This window comes from Eubacterium uniforme (assembly GCF_900167115.1).
Taxonomy (GTDB): Bacteria; Bacillota; Clostridia; order Lachnospirales; family Lachnospiraceae; genus Eubacterium_S; species Eubacterium_S uniforme.
Genome location: NZ_FUXZ01000012.1, coordinates 86,138 through 104,717, shown reverse-complemented (window position 1 = coordinate 104,717; position 18,580 = coordinate 86,138). Strand labels below are relative to the sequence as shown.

18 protein-coding genes and 1 pseudogene are annotated in these 18,580 nt (G+C 33.3%); 2 read left to right on the top strand and 17 right to left on the bottom strand.

Features of this window, described 5'->3' with window-relative positions; translation table 11 throughout:
* Positions 1-219: pseudogene (locus B5D16_RS12600) on the top strand (IS110 family RNA-guided transposase); the annotation flags it as partial.
* 135 nt (positions 220-354) lie between these two features.
* Here the strand turns inward: B5D16_RS12600 and B5D16_RS09845 are convergent.
* The 7 genes from B5D16_RS09845 to B5D16_RS12800 form a co-directional block, all read right to left on the bottom strand.
* Positions 355-681 carry a DUF6145 family protein gene (locus tag B5D16_RS09845; protein WP_078766819.1) on the bottom strand — a complete coding sequence of 109 codons (327 nt, stop codon included), beginning with the start codon at positions 679-681 and terminating at the stop codon, positions 355-357.
* Between the two features lie 93 nt (positions 682-774).
* A complete protein-coding gene (locus B5D16_RS09840; protein WP_078766818.1) occupies positions 775-1,065 on the bottom strand; it encodes a hypothetical protein in 291 nt (96 codons plus the stop codon).
* Positions 1,066-1,132: 67 nt separating this feature from the next.
* The gene (locus B5D16_RS09835) at positions 1,133-2,050 is read right to left on the bottom strand and encodes an SPFH domain-containing protein (RefSeq protein ID WP_078766817.1); all 918 of its coding nucleotides are present in this window, start codon (positions 2,048-2,050) and stop codon (positions 1,133-1,135) included.
* Positions 2,051-2,100: 50 nt separating this feature from the next.
* Positions 2,101-2,535 (bottom strand): NfeD family protein, encoded by a 435-nt coding sequence (locus B5D16_RS09830; protein ID WP_078766816.1) that lies wholly within the window; start codon positions 2,533-2,535, stop codon positions 2,101-2,103.
* Between the two features lie 266 nt (positions 2,536-2,801).
* Positions 2,802-3,608 (bottom strand): SH3 domain-containing protein, encoded by an 807-nt coding sequence (locus tag B5D16_RS09825; RefSeq protein ID WP_078766815.1) that lies wholly within the window; start codon positions 3,606-3,608, stop codon positions 2,802-2,804.
* 261 nt (positions 3,609-3,869) lie between these two features.
* Positions 3,870-5,024: a glycoside hydrolase family 11 protein gene (locus B5D16_RS09820; protein ID WP_078766814.1), complete on the bottom strand. Its 1,155-nt coding sequence runs from the start codon at positions 5,022-5,024 to the stop codon at positions 3,870-3,872.
* Positions 5,025-5,497: 473 nt separating this feature from the next.
* Positions 5,498-6,697, bottom strand: a complete 1,200-nt coding sequence (locus B5D16_RS12800) for a glycoside hydrolase family 11 protein (RefSeq protein WP_078766813.1) — start codon at positions 6,695-6,697, stop codon at positions 5,498-5,500.
* A 684-nt stretch (positions 6,698-7,381) separates the two neighbouring features.
* Between B5D16_RS12800 and B5D16_RS12575 the strand changes: the two genes are divergently transcribed.
* A complete protein-coding gene (locus B5D16_RS12575; protein ID WP_078766812.1) occupies positions 7,382-7,876 on the top strand; it encodes a DUF6465 family protein in 495 nt (164 codons plus the stop codon).
* An 88-nt stretch (positions 7,877-7,964) separates the two neighbouring features.
* On the opposite strand, the gene B5D16_RS09805 is transcribed toward B5D16_RS12575, so the two are convergent.
* The 10 genes from B5D16_RS09805 to B5D16_RS09760 all read right to left on the bottom strand — a co-directional run bounded on the left by B5D16_RS09805 (position 7,965) and on the right by B5D16_RS09760 (position 18,448).
* The gene (locus B5D16_RS09805) at positions 7,965-8,171 is read right to left on the bottom strand and encodes a DUF1858 domain-containing protein (RefSeq protein WP_078766811.1); all 207 of its coding nucleotides are present in this window, start codon (positions 8,169-8,171) and stop codon (positions 7,965-7,967) included.
* A gap of 106 nt (positions 8,172-8,277) precedes the next feature.
* Positions 8,278-8,937, bottom strand: coding sequence for a hypothetical protein (locus tag B5D16_RS09800; protein ID WP_078766810.1), 660 nt, complete (start codon positions 8,935-8,937; stop codon positions 8,278-8,280).
* A 60-nt stretch (positions 8,938-8,997) separates the two neighbouring features.
* Complete coding sequence (locus tag B5D16_RS09795) at positions 8,998-9,780, bottom strand: ABC transporter permease (RefSeq protein WP_078766809.1); 783 nt, start codon at positions 9,778-9,780, stop codon at positions 8,998-9,000.
* 80 nt (positions 9,781-9,860) lie between these two features.
* Complete coding sequence (locus B5D16_RS09790) at positions 9,861-10,814, bottom strand: ABC transporter permease (protein WP_078766808.1); 954 nt, start codon at positions 10,812-10,814, stop codon at positions 9,861-9,863.
* A gap of 104 nt (positions 10,815-10,918) precedes the next feature.
* On the bottom strand, positions 10,919-12,478 hold the full coding sequence (locus tag B5D16_RS09785) for an ABC transporter substrate-binding protein (RefSeq protein ID WP_078766807.1): 1,560 nt from the start codon (positions 12,476-12,478) through the stop codon (positions 10,919-10,921).
* 121 nt (positions 12,479-12,599) lie between these two features.
* Positions 12,600-13,094: a tRNA (uridine(34)/cytosine(34)/5-carboxymethylaminomethyluridine(34)-2'-O)-methyltransferase TrmL gene (gene trmL, locus B5D16_RS09780; protein ID WP_078766806.1), complete on the bottom strand. Its 495-nt coding sequence runs from the start codon at positions 13,092-13,094 to the stop codon at positions 12,600-12,602.
* Positions 13,095-13,234: 140 nt separating this feature from the next.
* Positions 13,235-13,426 carry a hypothetical protein gene (locus B5D16_RS09775; protein ID WP_078766805.1) on the bottom strand — a complete coding sequence of 64 codons (192 nt, stop codon included), beginning with the start codon at positions 13,424-13,426 and terminating at the stop codon, positions 13,235-13,237.
* Positions 13,427-13,613: 187 nt separating this feature from the next.
* Positions 13,614-14,963: an HD domain-containing phosphohydrolase gene (locus B5D16_RS09770; RefSeq protein ID WP_078766804.1), complete on the bottom strand. Its 1,350-nt coding sequence runs from the start codon at positions 14,961-14,963 to the stop codon at positions 13,614-13,616.
* A gap of 38 nt (positions 14,964-15,001) precedes the next feature.
* Entirely contained in the window at positions 15,002-16,687 is a 1,686-nt protein-coding gene (locus B5D16_RS09765; RefSeq protein ID WP_078766803.1) for a GGDEF domain-containing phosphodiesterase, read from the bottom strand.
* 21 nt (positions 16,688-16,708) lie between these two features.
* Complete coding sequence (locus tag B5D16_RS09760) at positions 16,709-18,448, bottom strand: GGDEF domain-containing protein (protein ID WP_078766802.1); 1,740 nt, start codon at positions 18,446-18,448, stop codon at positions 16,709-16,711.
* Positions 18,449-18,580: the final 132 nt, after the last annotated feature.

The window sequence follows — 18,580 nt, the reverse complement described above, 5'->3', positions numbered from 1 at the left end:
ACTACCAAAAGAGGTTCTGCTGATCTTCGAAAGACTCTGTTTCAGATAATGGATGTACTTATAAAAACAGCTCCGATAGACGATCCGGTATATCAATTTCTTGATAAGAAAAGATCTCAAGGTAAACCGTACTATGTCTATATGACTGCTGGAGCAAATAAGTTTTTACGAGTCTACTATGGACGAGTTACCGAATATCTATCGACTCTTTCAGATTAATCATAACTAATAAATGATCCTGATCAGACCGGCACTGATGTGGTGGTCTTCTTTTAATGCCTTTTCCCAACCTATATTTAATTTTCAATTTTTATAAATTTAGCCTTGACTTTTTATTTGCAGGCTAATTTATGATTACTCTTCACCAAGAACAAAAACTTTATAAAATGTTTCAAGTGATTCGAATAATTCTCTTTTTTCGTCTTGAAGCTTCTTTATCTTAAGTCCCGCTCCAATATCATCATATAAAAGATCACCCTCATCACACTCTGTTTCTAAGAGTAAGTCTCCTTCTTCAGAGAATCTAAGTAGAAAAACACCTCCAACATCCTCAGTAAAAAGAACACACATTATTTTAAGTTCATCCTTCACTGTCTGTGGAAGTAACTCATAATTATCATTAAAATAATACTTTTTCTCATATGCACTACTTGCACATAATACTAATTCATCATCAAACATATTATAACTCCTAGCATCAATTTATATATTAATAATATCTTAAGATTCATTAAAACATCCTTAAGTATATAATCTTCAATTTTATCATTTATATCAAAATATCATTCTAAATATATCACACATACATAACACGAACAATCCTGCAGCAAATAACCATACCAAAAAGGTACTTAAATATCTCTTTCTTCTTTTAAACTTTATCCCCATTAACACATTAAAAATCACACCCGCTCCAGTAACCAAAAACATGTATTTTAATCTCCACGAAACACCAACTAAAATTGCAACGAACATAACAATTATATATAGTGAAATACATGCATTAACTATATCAAATTTGTATCCTTCATATCTAAACGGTTTTCTTAATCTTTGGTTCTTCAAACTTCTCACCTAATCCCAATATATAAGGGGCTACTTTCGCAGCCCCTTTGTTTATATTATTTATAAATTATTTTTCACCTTTTGCAACTTCAGTAACTGCAGAAATTGTTCCTGCAAGGCTAGCAATATCTGAAGGTACAATAATCTTTGTAGCCTGTCCATGAGCAGCTTCAGCAAATGCTTCAAGACTCTTAAGTTTAATAACCTGTTCATCAGCACCAGCCTCTTTAATAAGTTTTAAACCTTCAGCTGTAGCCTGCTGTACTTTGATGATAGCCTGAGCTTCACCATCAGCTTCTCTAATCTTCTTTTCCTTAACAGCGTCAGCCTTAAGAATTGCTGCTTCTTTTTCAGCTTCAGCTTCAAGAATTGCTGATTCTTTCTGACCTTCAGCTTTAAGAATTGCTGACTTCTTTTCACCTTCTGCGATAAGAATCTGTTCACGTCTTTCACGTTCAGCCTTCATCTGCTTCTCCATTGCTTCCTGGATAGCAGCTGGTGGCATAATGTTCTTAAGTTCTACACGGTTAACTTTAATACCCCATGGGTCTGTAGCCTGGTCAAGTGACTGTCTCATCTGAGTATTAATAACTTCTCTTGATGTAAGTGTTTCATCAAGTTCAAGATCACCGATGATATTACGAAGTGTTGTAGCTGTTAAGTTTTCAATAGCCATAATTGGATTTTCAACACCGTATGTAAATAACTTAGGATCTGTAATCTGATAAAATACTACAGTATCAATTCTCATTGTAACGTTATCCTTTGTGATAACTGGCTGAGGTGGGAAGTCAACTACCTGTTCCTTCAAATCAACCATTCTTGCTACTCTATCAATAAAAGGCATCTTTACATGAAGACCAACTCCCCATGTTTCTAAATATCCACCAAGTCTTTCAATAATAAATGCATTTGCCTGTGGAACAATCTTAACACATGATGCTAAAATTACTACTAAAATTACTAATAAAACTACTACTGGCATTTTAAATTCCTCCTTATAATACTTTTCACATAAATACTCGCCATAAATATTTATGCCTTTCTAACAAACACTTTTACACCTTCAACTTTTTCAATGACAACCTGTGTATCAGCTGGAATAATATCTTTATCATTCACTGCTCTTGCTGACCACTCAAGGTCTCCAACTAAAACCTGTCCAGTGCTTTTAGCATTGTCGATTTCCTCTTTAACTAAGCAAGTCTTTCCAACCATGCTGTCTACATTTGTAGGCTCTCCGCCTTTTTTTGCCTGAGCTCTTGCAATCGGTCTAAAGATTAATAATACTAATACCGAGACCGCAATACCAACAAACCATTGAACGATTATGTTAGCACCTAACATACAAGCTATGAATGCGGCGACGGAGCCAACTGCAAACCATATAGTTACCAATGATACGGTTAGTGCCTCAATTACAACAAATATAATCAATAGCACAAGCCACATAATCTGAGCATCTGACATAACTTCTACCTCCTTTTATTTTTTCATTACTTATACCCCTAAATAATAAATATTCATCATATTCTTACACTTCAAATAATTATTTTCACATCAAAATAATTCTAAAAGTTTCCAAATAATTAAATATTTACTTTGAAAATAATTGTATATCATATCTCTTAAAATTTCAATATATTCCGTTAAAAAACTGTCAAAAAATACTGTCATTTCAAGGAGGTTTTAGCATATAAAAAGGAGTGATTTTCATCACTCCTTAACGTTCTCTTTTATTCAACAACTGCTGTCTTAACATTCTCATCAACTGTAACAAACTGGCTACTTACATAACCTGTCTGTCCTTCAAATGTAATTTCTACCCAGCCATCTCCAGTATCCTTTTCACTACAAGTATACTTACTTCCAACACCTGCCATGCCAAGAACCTGTGCATCTGTACTCTTTTCAGCTCTAACTCTTATGCCGTCCTCTGTAATCGTAGCTGTATAACCACCTTCATTAAGTTTCTTGTCAGCTGCAATACCAAAGATACATAATTCCGTTTTTACATAACCTTTATATTCGCCTGATGCAACTTCTGTCCACTCCTCACCTGGAGTAACCACTGTTCCACCACATCCACTATAAATTCTAGCAACTATCTTACTATCACTGCTAGCTTCTTCTCTTAAATTAACAAAATTATCAGCTGAATCTAATACTATAGCAAATGAATCACCAGCAGTAGCTTCCTTACTACTTACTTCATCTCCAATTTCCTCTCCATCTGATAAGTCTTCTGACTTGATTTCCTCTGTTCCATCAATTTCATCGATGTCATCTAAATCGTCAAGTTCCTCTAACTCATCTTTCTTAGATTCTTCTGTTTCTTTTTCACTAGTTTTCTCTGATCTGTTATTACCCTTAGTAAGTAAATGTTCTACTTTATTATTACCCATATCAGCAGAACTAATCTGCTTAACATTTACATCTCTTGATGATGTAAAATCCCAAAACATTATTGCGATTATAATGAAAAGAACAATATATAAACCTATATTGAGTTTCTTCACTAATCTTCTAATTTTAAACCTCATAGCGACCTCTAAATACACGTTTTTTAAACTAGATAAATTATAAAATTTCTTTCTTTTATAATCATCAGCCACGAGAATAATTTTAACAAATACTATTACACTTTGTCAATATATCGCGTTTATATTTTGACACGCTTTCACCATCTGCATTTGCTACTTTTTCCTTGAAATAAAAGGTTGCACACCCGAAAGTGCACAACCTTAATTTTTTCTTAAAAATTTATATTTATTATATGGCTTAGTTATCTTTAAAAAATTACTCTATGGATTTGTAATTGTAAAACTATCAAGATAAGCATCCCATGATCCGTCATCAGCTGTAACTACAAGCTTAACTTCCTGGTTACCTGTCTTATGTCTTACATTTTTAAGTGTATAAGTTGCTGGGTATCCATCTCCATAGTAAAATGTACCCATAAAATCTCCGCCAATGTAAAGATCTACACGAGCTAATTTGTTCGTATTTGAACAAGCTCTTAATGCGAAGTTATGTCTGTCATAACCAAAGTTCTGTGTATATGAAACAGCATCCTGATTTGCGTAAAGAGCAACACCATTGAATGGATTGCTGATTTTACCTGTATATCTTCCGCTTGTCTTCATGCTTTCACACTGAACTGTAGTTCCCTGCCATGAACCAGAATTGTTATTATTGTTGTTGTTATTATTCTGGTTATTGTTGTTATAGTTATTATTATTGTTATTACTATTGCCACCAAATGTTACAACTGCATTAGTAACGTTTGCATAGCCACTACTCTTGTAACCTTCTACAGTTAGGGCGACTTCTGTAAGGTTACCAAGAGTCATGCCATGCTGTGCCCAAGCATCAAAATGCTTGCTTACACTAATTGTTCCACTTGTTCTCTTGCTTGTTCTAACGCTCCAGAACTGTGTGAATGTTGTATTACCATCGATTGAAGGAGCATTATATCTTGTATCCTGATATAAATCATATGTTCCTCCATCAACACTAATCTGTCCTTTATACTGACCGCTTGTAGGTCTCCATGATCCCCAGCTGTCTACAATATAGTATTCAACTAATGGATTTCTTGACCAACCATATACACAAAGGTATGAGTTACCGTTTGGCTGGTAATTAGCACTGTAATTAACTGAGATATTACCATACTGATTATATCTCTTTGATGAATCAAGTGTCTTTCCTGTTCTAAATAAAGCATTTCCGATATTGCTCCATTGACATTCGAAAGCTCCACCTCCATTAAGTTTCATACTAGTGTTACCATAATCCTTCCATAATGAAAAATCAACACCATCAATTTTGCCAGTCTTGCTATCATATACAGTCTGGCCACGACTCTCAGCCTTAGTTGCAGTAAGTGGTGGTACTAAAGCTACCACTGCACATAACACACCTGCAATAAGACCTGCAATTTTTTTACGTTGCATAAGTCTGCTCTCCTTTCAATATTCTTTTTTTCTTTTTTCTTCTATATTTCAAACTCAGAGATTATTGCCATGGACCAAATCTCTAAGTTTCAATATCACAACCCCGGTTTCCCGACACACACAAATATACCACAAGGAATTTGCTGCAAAAAGGCTTTTTTTTAGCATTTAATTGTTAAAAAAACGAAAAAATCACAAATAGTTTTCTATCAAATCTTCATTTCAAAAATCACTAGCAATATTTTGGCTTTTTCAAAAAGCTAAAATGTGCTAGCAATAAAAAACCTTCCCAAAAACACCTTTTTTAAATGAATTGTTTCCATTTTTCATTGTATTTTCAGCTTTTTTAGATGAGTTGTTTTTATCATTTTAATTAGTTTCTTCCTATATAGATACAAAAAAAGCTGTACACCTTTCGGTGTACAGCCATTATTTCTTATAATATGTTTTACTGTTTTCTCTCTATATTAAATTTATGGATTTGTTATCTCAAGTGAATCGAGGAACGCATCCCAATTTCCATCATCAGCTGTAACAACAAGTTTAACTTCCTGGTTACCTGTCTTGTGACTTACATTCTTAAGTGTGTATGTAGCTGGATAACCATCTCCATAGTAGAATGTTCCCTTATATTCGTTACCGATATAAAGATCTACACGAGCCATGTTGTTATTATTTGAGCAAGCTCTTAATGAGAAGTTATGAGTTCCATAACCAAAGCTCTGTGTATATGAAACTGCATCCTGGTTTGCATATAATGCAACACCTGAGAATGGAGAATTAATGTTACCTGTGTACTGACCACTCTTTGTCATGTTTTCACACTGAATAGTTTCACCATTCCATGATGAACCTGAATTATTGTTACCACTATTGTTATTATTGTTATTATTGTTGTAGTTATTGTTATTATTGTTGTTATTCTGTGACTGGTTATTATTATTGTTATTTCCGCCACCTATTGAATAACCACCAAATGTAGTAACATTGTACTTAACGTTAGCATAACCGCTACTCTGATAACCTTCTACGTTAAGAGTAACTTCATAAAGATTACCGAGGTTCATGCCTCTCTGAGCCCAAGCATCAAAATGTTTGCTTACACTAATTCTACCACTAGTTCTCTTGCTTGTTCTAACACTCCAATACTGTTTAAATGTTGTGTTACCATCAATTGAAGGCTGATTAATTCTGTCTGTCTCATAAATATCATATGTGCCGCCATCGATTGTTACCTGACCTCTTGAATTAGCTCCAGGTGGTCTCCATGATCCCCAGCTGTCTACGATATAATATTCTACTAATGGATTTCTTGACCATCCATATACGCAAAGGTATGAATTACCATTTGGCTGATAATCAGCAGAATAATCAATTGTGATATCTCCATACTGTCCATATTTCTTTGTACAATCAAGAGTCTTTCCTGTTCTAAATAAAACATTACCAATGTTCTGCCATGAACATTCGAAAGCACCTCCGCCATTAAGTTTCATGCTTGTTGTACCATAATCTTTCCAAAGAGTACAGTCAACGCCATCAACCTGTACTGACTGATTGTTATAAAGAGTCGTACCTGCACTAGCTGCATTAGTATCTGTTAAAGGTGGTACTAATGTAAGAGCTGCACATAGGAATCCTGCTATTAGGCCTCCAAGTTTTTTACGTTGCATATTGCAACCTCCTTTCACTTTTTTCCTTTTTTATTCGTTCAAGGATATTAACCGGTTTGAATCCTTAAACATTATGTATCAATGATACTAAAGATTCTTTGCCTGTCTGCAGAAATATCACACTCTCTTATTACTCTATTAAATTTTTAAATCAATATAATCTAGTCCTTCGTTTTCCGCCTTATTTGCCCCCCAGCAATTGTTAATATATCACAATAAAATTCTAATTAAAAGTGTTTTCCTTGTTAAATTTTTGCCAACGAAATCGTTTAATTCACATTTTGCAGTTTCGTCTTTTCTTTGAATTTAAGCGAATTTTTGGATACTATTTTACATTTTTTTGTTTACTTAACAGAAACGAAAATTTACATCGCGTTTTCAATTTGGTAATAATCTCGTTACAATCTCGTAACAATTTACTTTAAAAAAATTGGTTTTCTTAACTTAATTTTCACTTTTGGATATATTTTTTTTATCTTTTGAAAGAGAAAATTAATAGTTATTAGCCACAAAAATAAAACAAAAAAGAGAACAAAAACTGCTGCGTTTCTTATTTGTTCTTTTTTTAGTTTTTTTCTCATAAATGTTACAAAAATATATAGATAAATGTTGCAAAATAGCCTAGATAGTTGTATTATTGAAATTGTATAAACAAATTATTCATTTTAATGGAGGAGAAAAATAATGGCTACAAAAGAACCAGTTAAGAAGGTTGTTGCAAAAGAAACTGTAAAGGCGGATGTAAAAGCTGCTCCTGCTAAAGCAGAAGTAAAGAAGGAAGAAGCTAAGGCTCCTGCTAAGAAAGCTACAGCTACTAAGACAGCTGCTAAGAAGGCTACAGCTGCTAAGAAAACTACTACAGCTAAGAAAGCTACAGCTACAAAAACAGCTGCTAAAAAAGCTCCTGCTAAGAAGGCTACAGCTACTAAGACAGCCGCTAAGAAAACTACTACAGCTAAAAAGGCTACAACTACTAAAAAAACTAACAACAAAGTTGTTGCTGAATTCAACGGATTCAGTGTTGATGTTACAGATGTAACAAGTATTATCGATCTTGCTAAAGATGCATATGTTGCTCAGGGTCATAAGGCAACAGAAGCTAAAAAGATTGAAGTATACGTTAATGATGGTGGGTATTACGCAGTAGTTAATGGCGAATCAATCGGTAAAATCAAATAATTATACTTTATATAAAGTACGTATTTAAGATTATGGGATTAAACCAAAAAAACCAGTCACACATTGACTGGTTTTTTTATATGATTAATTATGCCTGAGCGTCAATAAATGTATTGATTTCTTCAACTAAATCATCAGCGTCAATACCATGAACCATGCATGCTTCTTCTAATGATTCACCAATTGAAGATGGACATCCGATACAATGCATACCAGCGTTAAGAAGTACTGGTACTACTTCTGGATTTGTCTTTAAAAGATCGCCCATAATTGTTTCTTTAACTACTTTTGCCATAACTAAATTCCTCCATAAAAGTAATTTCTCATTTTTAAATTCCTTGATAAGTATATAGAATCAACTATAAAAACTCAAGCAAATAATCCACTAATGGTATTTTTTATCATTTAGAAAATATTTCATCATAATTATCATCTATAAGTTTCTCAATTAGATTCTCATCAACATCTTCAAACTCTCTCATAAGCTTGTCTTTTATTACTTCACTTCTCTTAAAATATAATTCCTCTTCACTACCTTCAATAGGAACAATATCCTTCTGGACACTTGTCTTTAACCATTCAGTAATTTTATCATAATCACTTTTTTCCTTACCAAGCATTCCTTCATACTCTTTCGCTTTAAAAATATATCTAATTCCAATAACTGTAAATACGATAAACATACCACCCATTGTAATACAATTTAGCAAATTCTCTTTTGGATTAAATGGAAGTTTAATAAATTTATCAAGTACACCACTCATGCTAAGTCCCATAACTGATAATCCTAAAACGCCAAATACAGTAAGTGCTCCAGCAGTTGATTTTGCATCCTCATACTTATCTGAAATATTAACATATCTACTTGATGAACCATTAACTATTTCTGATATTGTTTCATCAGGATATTCACCTTCTAAAGTAGGTGGTAAAGAATTGATATCAACGTTATTATTTTCTTCATCAAATTCAACATCTAAATCACTTATTGCTTCATCCGTTGCATTTGCTCCTTCAACACCATTCTCTTCTAAAATTTCATCTAGTAATTTTTCGTCCATATCTTCTCCTTAATATAATCATTTATTTATAATTAATAATCCATAAAAATAATTATAATACTATTCCTCAAAACTTTCACCAATCAATGAAAATCCTACAATCATAATTATAATAACAATACCCGGCATAACAGCAATCCAAGGCGCAACGAACAAGTAGCTTTGCGCTTCAGAAATCATACGTCCCAAACTTTGATCAGGTGGTTGTACACCTAAACCCAAGTAACTCATGGATGCTTCTGCTATAACAGCATTGTTAAAACCGATTGTAATGTTAGTTACCAATTTTGGTATAACATTAGGAAATACATGTTTGAATATAATCTTCCATGTAGGTATACCCATCGCTCTTGCACTTTCAATAAAACCAAGTTTTTTTATTCTTATAGTTTCAGCTCTAATCATTCTGGCAAAACTTGGAATAAATAAAATACCAAGAGCAATTATTATTTTATATTTACCTTTACCTAAAACACTTATAATAACAAGAGCTAAAAGAACACTTGGAAATGATAAAAGTAAATCATTTATTCTCATTATTATTTCATCAATTATGCCACCATAGAATCCTGTAAGAAGTCCAATAACACAACCAACAAATGCTCCGATAAAAACTGTACAAAATGCAATCAAAAATGTGATTCCGATTCCAGACATAATTCTAGAAAAAACATCACGTCCAAAATTATCGCATCCACATATATGTTCTAATGATGGCGCTGCATTCTTTAATGAACCACTCATTTTTGTAGGACTATATGGCGTCCAAAAAATACTTACAATTGCTAAGAGTAGCAAGATACTAATTATCGCTATTCCTATTCTTAAATATATCTTTTTCATGTATCTTTATCCTAATCCTAAAATAAAAATATAATTATTTCACATATATAATACAAGCATATCCCAATTAAATATAACTTTTAAATATCACTAAGTTTAATTCTAGGATCAATTACTGCGTATAATATATCAACTAATGTATTACATACAACAACCACAAGCGCTATATAAATAACTGCTGCCTGAACAACTGGAAAGTCTCGTTTTGAAATAGCATTTACTAAAAACTTACCCATGCCAGGTACACCAAATACCTGTTCAACAATTACAGAACCAGCAAGCACTTCTGCTATTACAAGTCCAATAAAAGTAAGAACTGTTATCATGGCATTCTTTAAAACGTGATGAATCAATATGTCTTTCTCATCACACCCTTTACTCCTTGCTGTTCTAACATAATCATTATCCATCTCATCAGACACTGCATTTCTAATGTATTTAACAGTCATTGCAACTTTTGGAAGTGCAACAGCCATCGCTGGGAATATAAGATAAGCAACTGCACCAAGAAAGTCTTCTGCTGGTGAAACATATTTGCCTGGTGTAAATAATTTAAGCACTATACCAAATACATACGTTAATAAAATACCCATAAAGAAACTTGGTATAGCCATAAATGTATGAGTTAGTAGCAATAAGCCACTATCTATCGGAGTATCTCTATATTTCGCAGCAAATATTCCAATCGGAAATGCAACTATCAATAATAATACAATTGACAAAAAACCTATTGTAATTGTATATGATGCCCTATTAAGCAATAACGAACTTACTGAATATCCTTCAAACTGAAGTGAATGACCAAAATCACCTTTTACTGCCTTGCTCGCCCAATTCACATATCTTACAAATACATTTTGATCAAGCCCGAGCTCACTTCTAAGTTCCGCCACTCTTTCAGGAGTTGCATCATTACCAAGCTTTGTTAAAGCAGCATCTCCAGGTATTACGGAAAAAGCAAAAAATGTAAATACAGATATTAAAAATATTGTAAATATTAAAACACCTATTTTTTTAATAATATATTTTAACATGCTTCCTCCTTTATTATCAATTTCAAAAATGGGCTTGCTGACAATAACAGCAAACCCATATATATTCAAATTATTATGCTAACAACATATATCCGTTATGCTACTTATTTCTTAAAGTATACAACAGACATATCCTGCGCTGCAACTGGATAAAATACATATCCATCTAATTTTTTGTTAATAGCAACGATATTTGCTGGATCTTCTAAGTATACTGAAGCCGCTGTATCAGCTAAAATCTGCTGCATCTTCTTGTATGATTCAACTTTTTCCTTGTCGTCTGTTGAAGCTGTTGCTTTCTTGAATAACTCATCATATTCGTCATTCTTGTAGTTTGTAAAGTTATTCTTAGCGTCTGATACGTTCTTCTTAAACCAACTACTTGGTGTAAGTGTACCATCAACAGCAACTACTGTTGCCTGATACTTCTTATTAGTATATGCTTCATCAACCCAAGTTGAAAATTCAACCATGTTAATCTTTGCGTTAATACCGATTTCTTTTAAGTTCTCAACAATGATTTCTGCAGCGCCCTGATGTGGTTCATAGTTATTAGGAACTGTAATTGTTAAATCAAATCCCTTTTCATAACCCGCCTTCTTAAGTAATTCCTTAGCCTTTTCAACATCTACGCTGTATGTCTTTTCTGTATCTTCATTATAGTACTTCTTAAATGCAGGAATCATGTTTGTACCAATAACATGACTATATCCATCAAATAAGAATTCATTAATCTGCTGTCTATCAACTGCATAACATAATGCTTTTCTTACATCTTCGTTCTTAAATGGTTCATAATCATTATTAAGGAATAATGCCTGAACATAATTTACGCTACCATGTAAGATATTAAAGTCGTTCTCAATTGTCTTAGCCTGGTCAGTTGTAAGGTACTGATAAACATCAATTGTACCACTCTGAAGCTGCATCATAGCGGCATCTGTATCTGCCTCAACCTTAAATGTAACCTCATCAAGATATGGATATGGACTATTCCAATATTCCTTATTCTTTTCAACTACTAACTTCTCGCCTGGTTTATATTCTTTAAACATGAAAGGACCTGTACCAACTGGCTTAGTTGTAACATTAGCTTCATTACTCTTTTCAATGATTGCAAGAGTAAGTTCACTTAAAAACTCTGTATCACCAGCGTTTAATGTAACCTTAATGTCCTTATCGCCTTCTGTAGTTACTTCCTTAAAATTAGCCCAAACAGTGTCTTCTTTCTTAACCTCTGCATATCTGTCAATTGAATACTTAACATCATCAACAGTAACTGCATTACCGTCATGGAACTTAATTCCGTCTCTTAACTTAAAGCTATAAACTGTTCCATCATCTGAAATGTTATATTCACTTGCAACTGCTGGTACTAATTCACCTTCTGATGTAGGTTTTACTAAACCTTCAAAAATGTTAAATAATACTTCTCTAGTTCCTGCATACACACAATTGTGTGGGTCAAGACTATCAAAATCCTGAGTTACACCAACTGTAACCTTTCCACCTTCAGCAATATCTCCTTCCTTTGGAGCACTGCTTTCAGTCTTTGTAGTTTCAGATTTCTTCTTTGACTTACCACCTCCGCATGATACGCAAAGTGTAGCTGTCATTGCCGTCATCATCATGATAACTAATGATTTCTTTAAATTTTTTCTCATGTTGATTCTCCTATCTACATATGCAACTGTACTTACCATAAAGATTTGTCACCTTAGTATCATATTGCAACTAAGTATCAATACCCATTGCAATTACAAACTCTAATGCAAATCACAATTCCTAATCCCAGTCAAAATTTCTTAAGTGTCCTTCTAACTGCATCCCAGCAAATTCAGTCTGTCTTAAAGCCTCATACAAAACAATTGCTACTGAGTTAGAAAGATTTAAAGATCTTATCTCTGGATTCATAGGAATCCTTATGGCTGTTTCTTTATTATCATGAAGTATGTCTTCTGGAATTCCAGCACTTTCCTTACCAAACATAATATAATCGCCATCTTCAAAAGAAACATCAGTATATTTCTGTGGTCCCTTAGTTGTGGCATAGTAGATTTTTGGATTATTATTTTTCTCCAAAAAGTCTTCTAAATTATCATATATGGTAACATCTAAATGCTGCCAGTAATCCATACCTGCACGCTTTAATCCTTTTTCGGTAATTCTAAATCCCATAGGTTCAATCAAATGTAACCTACTACCTGTAGCTACACAGGTTCTTCCAATATTACCAGTATTCTGAGGAATCTCAGGTTCAAGTAAAACAATATTAAACATAATATTTCCCTACTTTCTTAATTTCAGCTATATTTTACCATTGTATTTGCTATGTTGCAATATACTTTCTCTATTCATTTATAATTTAAGGGCTTGTCCATAACGACAAGCCCTCATCTATAAATATATAAATATATTTTTTATTTTATTAATTTTCTTCGTAAAAACAATACTATCATCAATAATATATAAGCAACTACAAGCATTGAAACCATAATAAAATTATAATTTCCACCTGGAATAACTCCTGTCTGTTTTAGAATTATACCAATTAACGAAGCAATCACTAAAAAAATCACTACTCTAGTTAAATAAACTAATTCTTTTCTCATTTTTTGTATCCTTTATTTAGCCTTTTTTCTCGCGAGATTAACAGTAATGTATTATATATTTTCAACATATATATGTCAAGTGACAATATACAACAAAAAAAGAAAACAATTATGAGTTTCGCTCAAGATTATTTTCCTTTTTAGTATACATTTCTTCATATATTTAATTTTATATTACTACACTTTTTTAATCTTCATCATCTTTCACTTCCTGGAAAACCACATCATCAAAATACTCATTCTGTTCGCGGTCCCATGCCATGCTTTCATAAAAACTTTCAGTAACCTCTAAGTCAAGCTTACCCTCTCTACACATGCTTCTAAGCACGTCAAAAGCTCTTTCTGGTGGCATAGCTGGCTTATAAGGTCTATCATCAGCAGTAATCGAATCATAGATATCAATGATTGTAAGAAGTCTACACTCCCATGATATCTGATCACCCTTAAGGCCCTGAGGATAACCTGAACCATCCAAAAATTCATGATGATTACTTGCCCATGTACTTACCTCGCCATAAACCTCAGAAAAGTCCATCTGGTCAAGCATCTCCTTAGTATGAATAACATGGGACTGAATAACCATACGTTCTTCATCAGTAAGAGTTCCTCTACGAATCAAAAGTGAATCTTTTTCATATTTATCTAAAAGTTTCACCTTCTCACCCGTTGGAGTAAGAACATTCATTTTACTAATTTTTTCAATTTTAGCACTCATTTCATCATTAAGATAGCCTACAATATTAGCAGCCATAATTATTTCCCCAGCATCTTCAAGTTGCTTAATCCTTCTATTTGCGCTTCTCTTTGTAGAAGGGTCATTAGCCATTCTTAAACGTTCACACATAATTGCAAGTTCTATACGATGCATAACATCCTTTTCATGACTACCAAGTCTTCTAGCCTTATCCATAATACTTTTTGGAATAACTAACTTTCCAATATCATGAAGCCATACACTTGCTATAAATGGCTTTCTTATACTTCTAACTCTTCTATCACCATTAGCTTCTAACCAATCTAAATATTTTTTTGCATACATAACCATACTTCTAGTATGATTCGCATTATAAGGAGTTCTTGCTTCAATAGCGCCAATCATAACCTGGATGAATCTATCTAAGGATTCTGACAAAGCCCTATTCAATCTAGCATTTTTCTCATTCATTGAAACAAGAGCGGTAAGATCGTAGAAAGTAACAACAATCCCCATCGGTTCCTCTTTTTCCATCAAAACGGAGGCTACAAGATGTAACCTTAATTCTCTTCCATTTTGATAAAATGAAACCATGGAATCAACCGGCTTTTTTTCGTATACTGCATCTAAAATACACTGGAAGAATTCGTCATTCTCGCTACTTTCATCAACCATAAGTGATGACACCTTCGTTCCTAAAAGGATTACCGACGGAATTGCCAAAATTCTTTCCGCTGATGGATTAACAAAAAAAATAGTCCCATCAAGATCAATCGCTATCAATCCATCAGAAATATTCGTTACAATATTCTCGAAAAAAAGATCTCTCTTTTTCTTATCCATACATTCTCCTTTATACTGCCCCACTACTTTACTATGCGCTACATTTCATATTTATGCTGATCCAGTCTGTCTTCAAAATCATTCTTTGGTAATGGCTTATCGAAATAATAACCCTGTGCCAAATTACAATTATTATTTTTCAAAACTTCTATCTGGTTCTTAGTTTCAACACCTTCAGCTAAAGTTTCAAGACCCAATTCTTTCGCCATAGCCACAACATATTTAAACATAATACTTCTTGTACTCTTATCATCATCTTCATCGACAGGTAAGAAGCTCTTATCAACCTTAAGTACATTCCAGTTAATTTCTTTAATAAGATTAAGTGATGAGTATCCCATACCAAAGTCATCAACTGATGTGTAAATTCCGGCCTTTTGCAAACCACTAACTATACGCTTCAAATCTCTAAATTCAACGTCTGTAGTTGTTTCTGTAAGTTCCAATTCTATAAATTTATGTGGAACATTATTATCATCAATAACTCTTATAATATGTTCTAGAAAATCCACATCCATCATATGTTTTCTAGAAAAATTAACAGAGACTCTTACTACATCCCTTTTTTCATCAAGCCAACGCCTAATATCCTTACATACGCAATCAAGCATATAAAAATCAAGTTTACAAATATCACTACTCTGCTCTAATATAGGAATAAAATCAGCTGGAGAAATAACCTCATCATCACGTATCCATCTACACAAAGCTTCAGCGCCAATAATTATACCAGTTCCAATATCAATCTTAGGCTGATAGTAAACCTGATATTCCTTATTAGCTAGTGCCTCTGGAAACATTTGCTGAATGCGCATTGTTTTTTCTTTTTCAAGAATCATATTATCATCATAATAAACAACATTTTCCTTATCACCTTTTTTAGCAGCCTGTGACGCAACTACAGCCTTATCTAAAATATCTCTTGAATCTTCAGATGTATGATCTTCAGGAATACGATAAACTCCTGCAGTTGCTGATACCATAATACGAGCACTATCATTACAATCATACTCAACTGGAGCACCCTCAATAATCGAAATTATATCAGATAGTCTTTCATTATTAACTATGGCTACAAAATTATCTCCTCCTAAACGGCATACTATGCCTTCAGAGCCAATTATTCTTTCAATCAATTCATAATAATTTCGCATAGCCATATCGCCTGCACTTCTTCCAATCTCCTGATTAACTAATGTAAAATGTTTTAAATTGAAATGAATTGCAGAATAATTCCCTATATTGGTCTTTAATTTCAATTCATATAAAAATCGCATAAATGCTCTTACATTACGATAACCATCTTCATCATAGAATGTTAAATCTTCTACTATACCCTGTAAGCCATCATATGCTATAAAATTAAGCATAACATTACATACTATCTCAACCTTTTTTAGTTCTTCATCATCAAAAGGTTCCTCATCTTCTAACATATAAACTGTACATCTAATTACAGTCATAGCTTTAGTAACAATACGCTTTGTGAAAGCCACCTTATTACTGCCGGTACTTTCGAAGCAAACAAAGATCTGTCCTTTGCTTGCCTTTTCATGATCTTGAGATGGATAAAATTCCGCTATAGCCTTAGAAACTCGCAAAACCTTAAATAATTCCACCAATATATCATTAATAGTATCAAAATCAACATCTTTTGGACGATTTATATTCTCTAATAATTGTTCTAGTAATGTATAATACCTTTTCTGACTTTCCTCGTTCATACGAACACCTCCCTGCTACAATCACCCCACGTTATTTATCTCATTTTTACATTTTTTCTTATCCTCATACATTAAACTATCCGCTCTTTCAAAAACATCCTGCACACGAATATCCGTCTCAGGTATAAATTCTGACAACCCAATAGCAATAGGCTTCATACCGTTAACGCGCTTACTCTCCTGTTCCACGCCTATCTGCTCCACTAATTCATATCTATTTTCATAGTCCCTATCTTTAAGAATAACAGCAAATTCATCCCCACCAATTCTAAACACCGGACTATGACTAAACACGTTACAAATAATAGAACACGAGCCTTTGATATATTCATCTCCAGCCTGATGCCCCTGTACATCATTAACGTGCTTCAATCCATTAAGATCACATACTACTACAGCAAATGGTGACTGTTCTTTCTTTTCAATCTTCTCATCCATTTCCACCTCAGTCTGTACATAAGCTCTCTTATTTTTGACGCTTGTTAATGCGTCATGATTAGCTATATCCATAGCCTTAATATATGCAAGTTCCATTCGTTTGGCTTCATCAATATTAGCGATAGCCATAACGATATAATCTGGATCCTCCTTTGATTGTACAGCGAATAAAGATGTATAATACGATTTACCACCCATCACCATACGATATGTAAAAAACAATTTACCAAACTTCTGAATACTTGATAAAAAGTTTTCTTTCTTCAAAGCTGTTTTCATCATTTCAAGATCGTCCTTAAGGACAACCATTTCAAATATCTTCTTAGTTTCTCTAAAAAAGTCACTTCCATCCAAGCCTAATGATTTTTGGAATGTTTCATATTTGTCATCTGATGAAAAAGCTTCATAAGTATAGTCTTTTGTATTGATTCGGAAAATTACTTCATAATTCTCAGCAAGCGCCATAGAGATATCACTGAATGTACGACTCTCTTTTTTTAACATCTCTTCACGTATATACTGAGCATTATTATTTACAACACCCATAACTATATGTTTATCATCATTTTTAGGTCTAATTACAATCATGTTCATGTACTGATATTCACCGTCCCAAAGCTGACGATACGCGAGGATTACAGTACCAAGATCATTTAATTCTTCTATCAAATAATCCTTTTGTATATGCTTAAGAAGATAATCAACATCGTCTGGATGAATAAACTGCTTTATGTCATTAGAAGCTTCTTCAAAGAAATCTTCACCCTCCACAGTCACTCCAAGATTAGAATAATCCTGACTTGAACTATATCGTATAAAATTATTAGTTTCAACATTGATAAAATATAGAGCCTCATATCGACTTGCAAGAGCCCCAGATATCTGAGCATAAGTTACAGCTTCTTCTGTAGCCTTAAGTTCTCGCCGTTTTTCTTCATCAATATCGCGTACAGCAACGAGAATATATTCCTCACCTGCTCTAATAGTTTTCAAGAAGAAATATCTAGGCTCTCCATTAATATTCAATCTATAAGTATGTGTAAAAGATCCACCATCTTTTAAAGCTTCTAATACTGTCTCCTTCTTAAATACTCGTAAGAATATCTCCTGATCTTCTGGCCACACCTGTATAGCAACATTTTTTACAGTATCCTCGTAAAAATTATCCCCCTCACTTACAGGAATAAGCTCTTTATCCGTACCATCTGTATTGTATTCTACATAGCTATCATCCACTGTATTAATAACGTATACACTTAAATAATCGCTCGCAAGTGCAACAGCCAAGCTTGTAAAAGATAACTTTTCTCCAGCCTTCTTCATAAATACCCCCTTTTTGTCTCAATATTAACGTACACTAACTTATAATAAGTATACTACAATTATCTTAAAACAACAAGTAAAATTAACCAACAAAACTATCTATTCTAATATTTTTTTGTGAAAATCGCACAT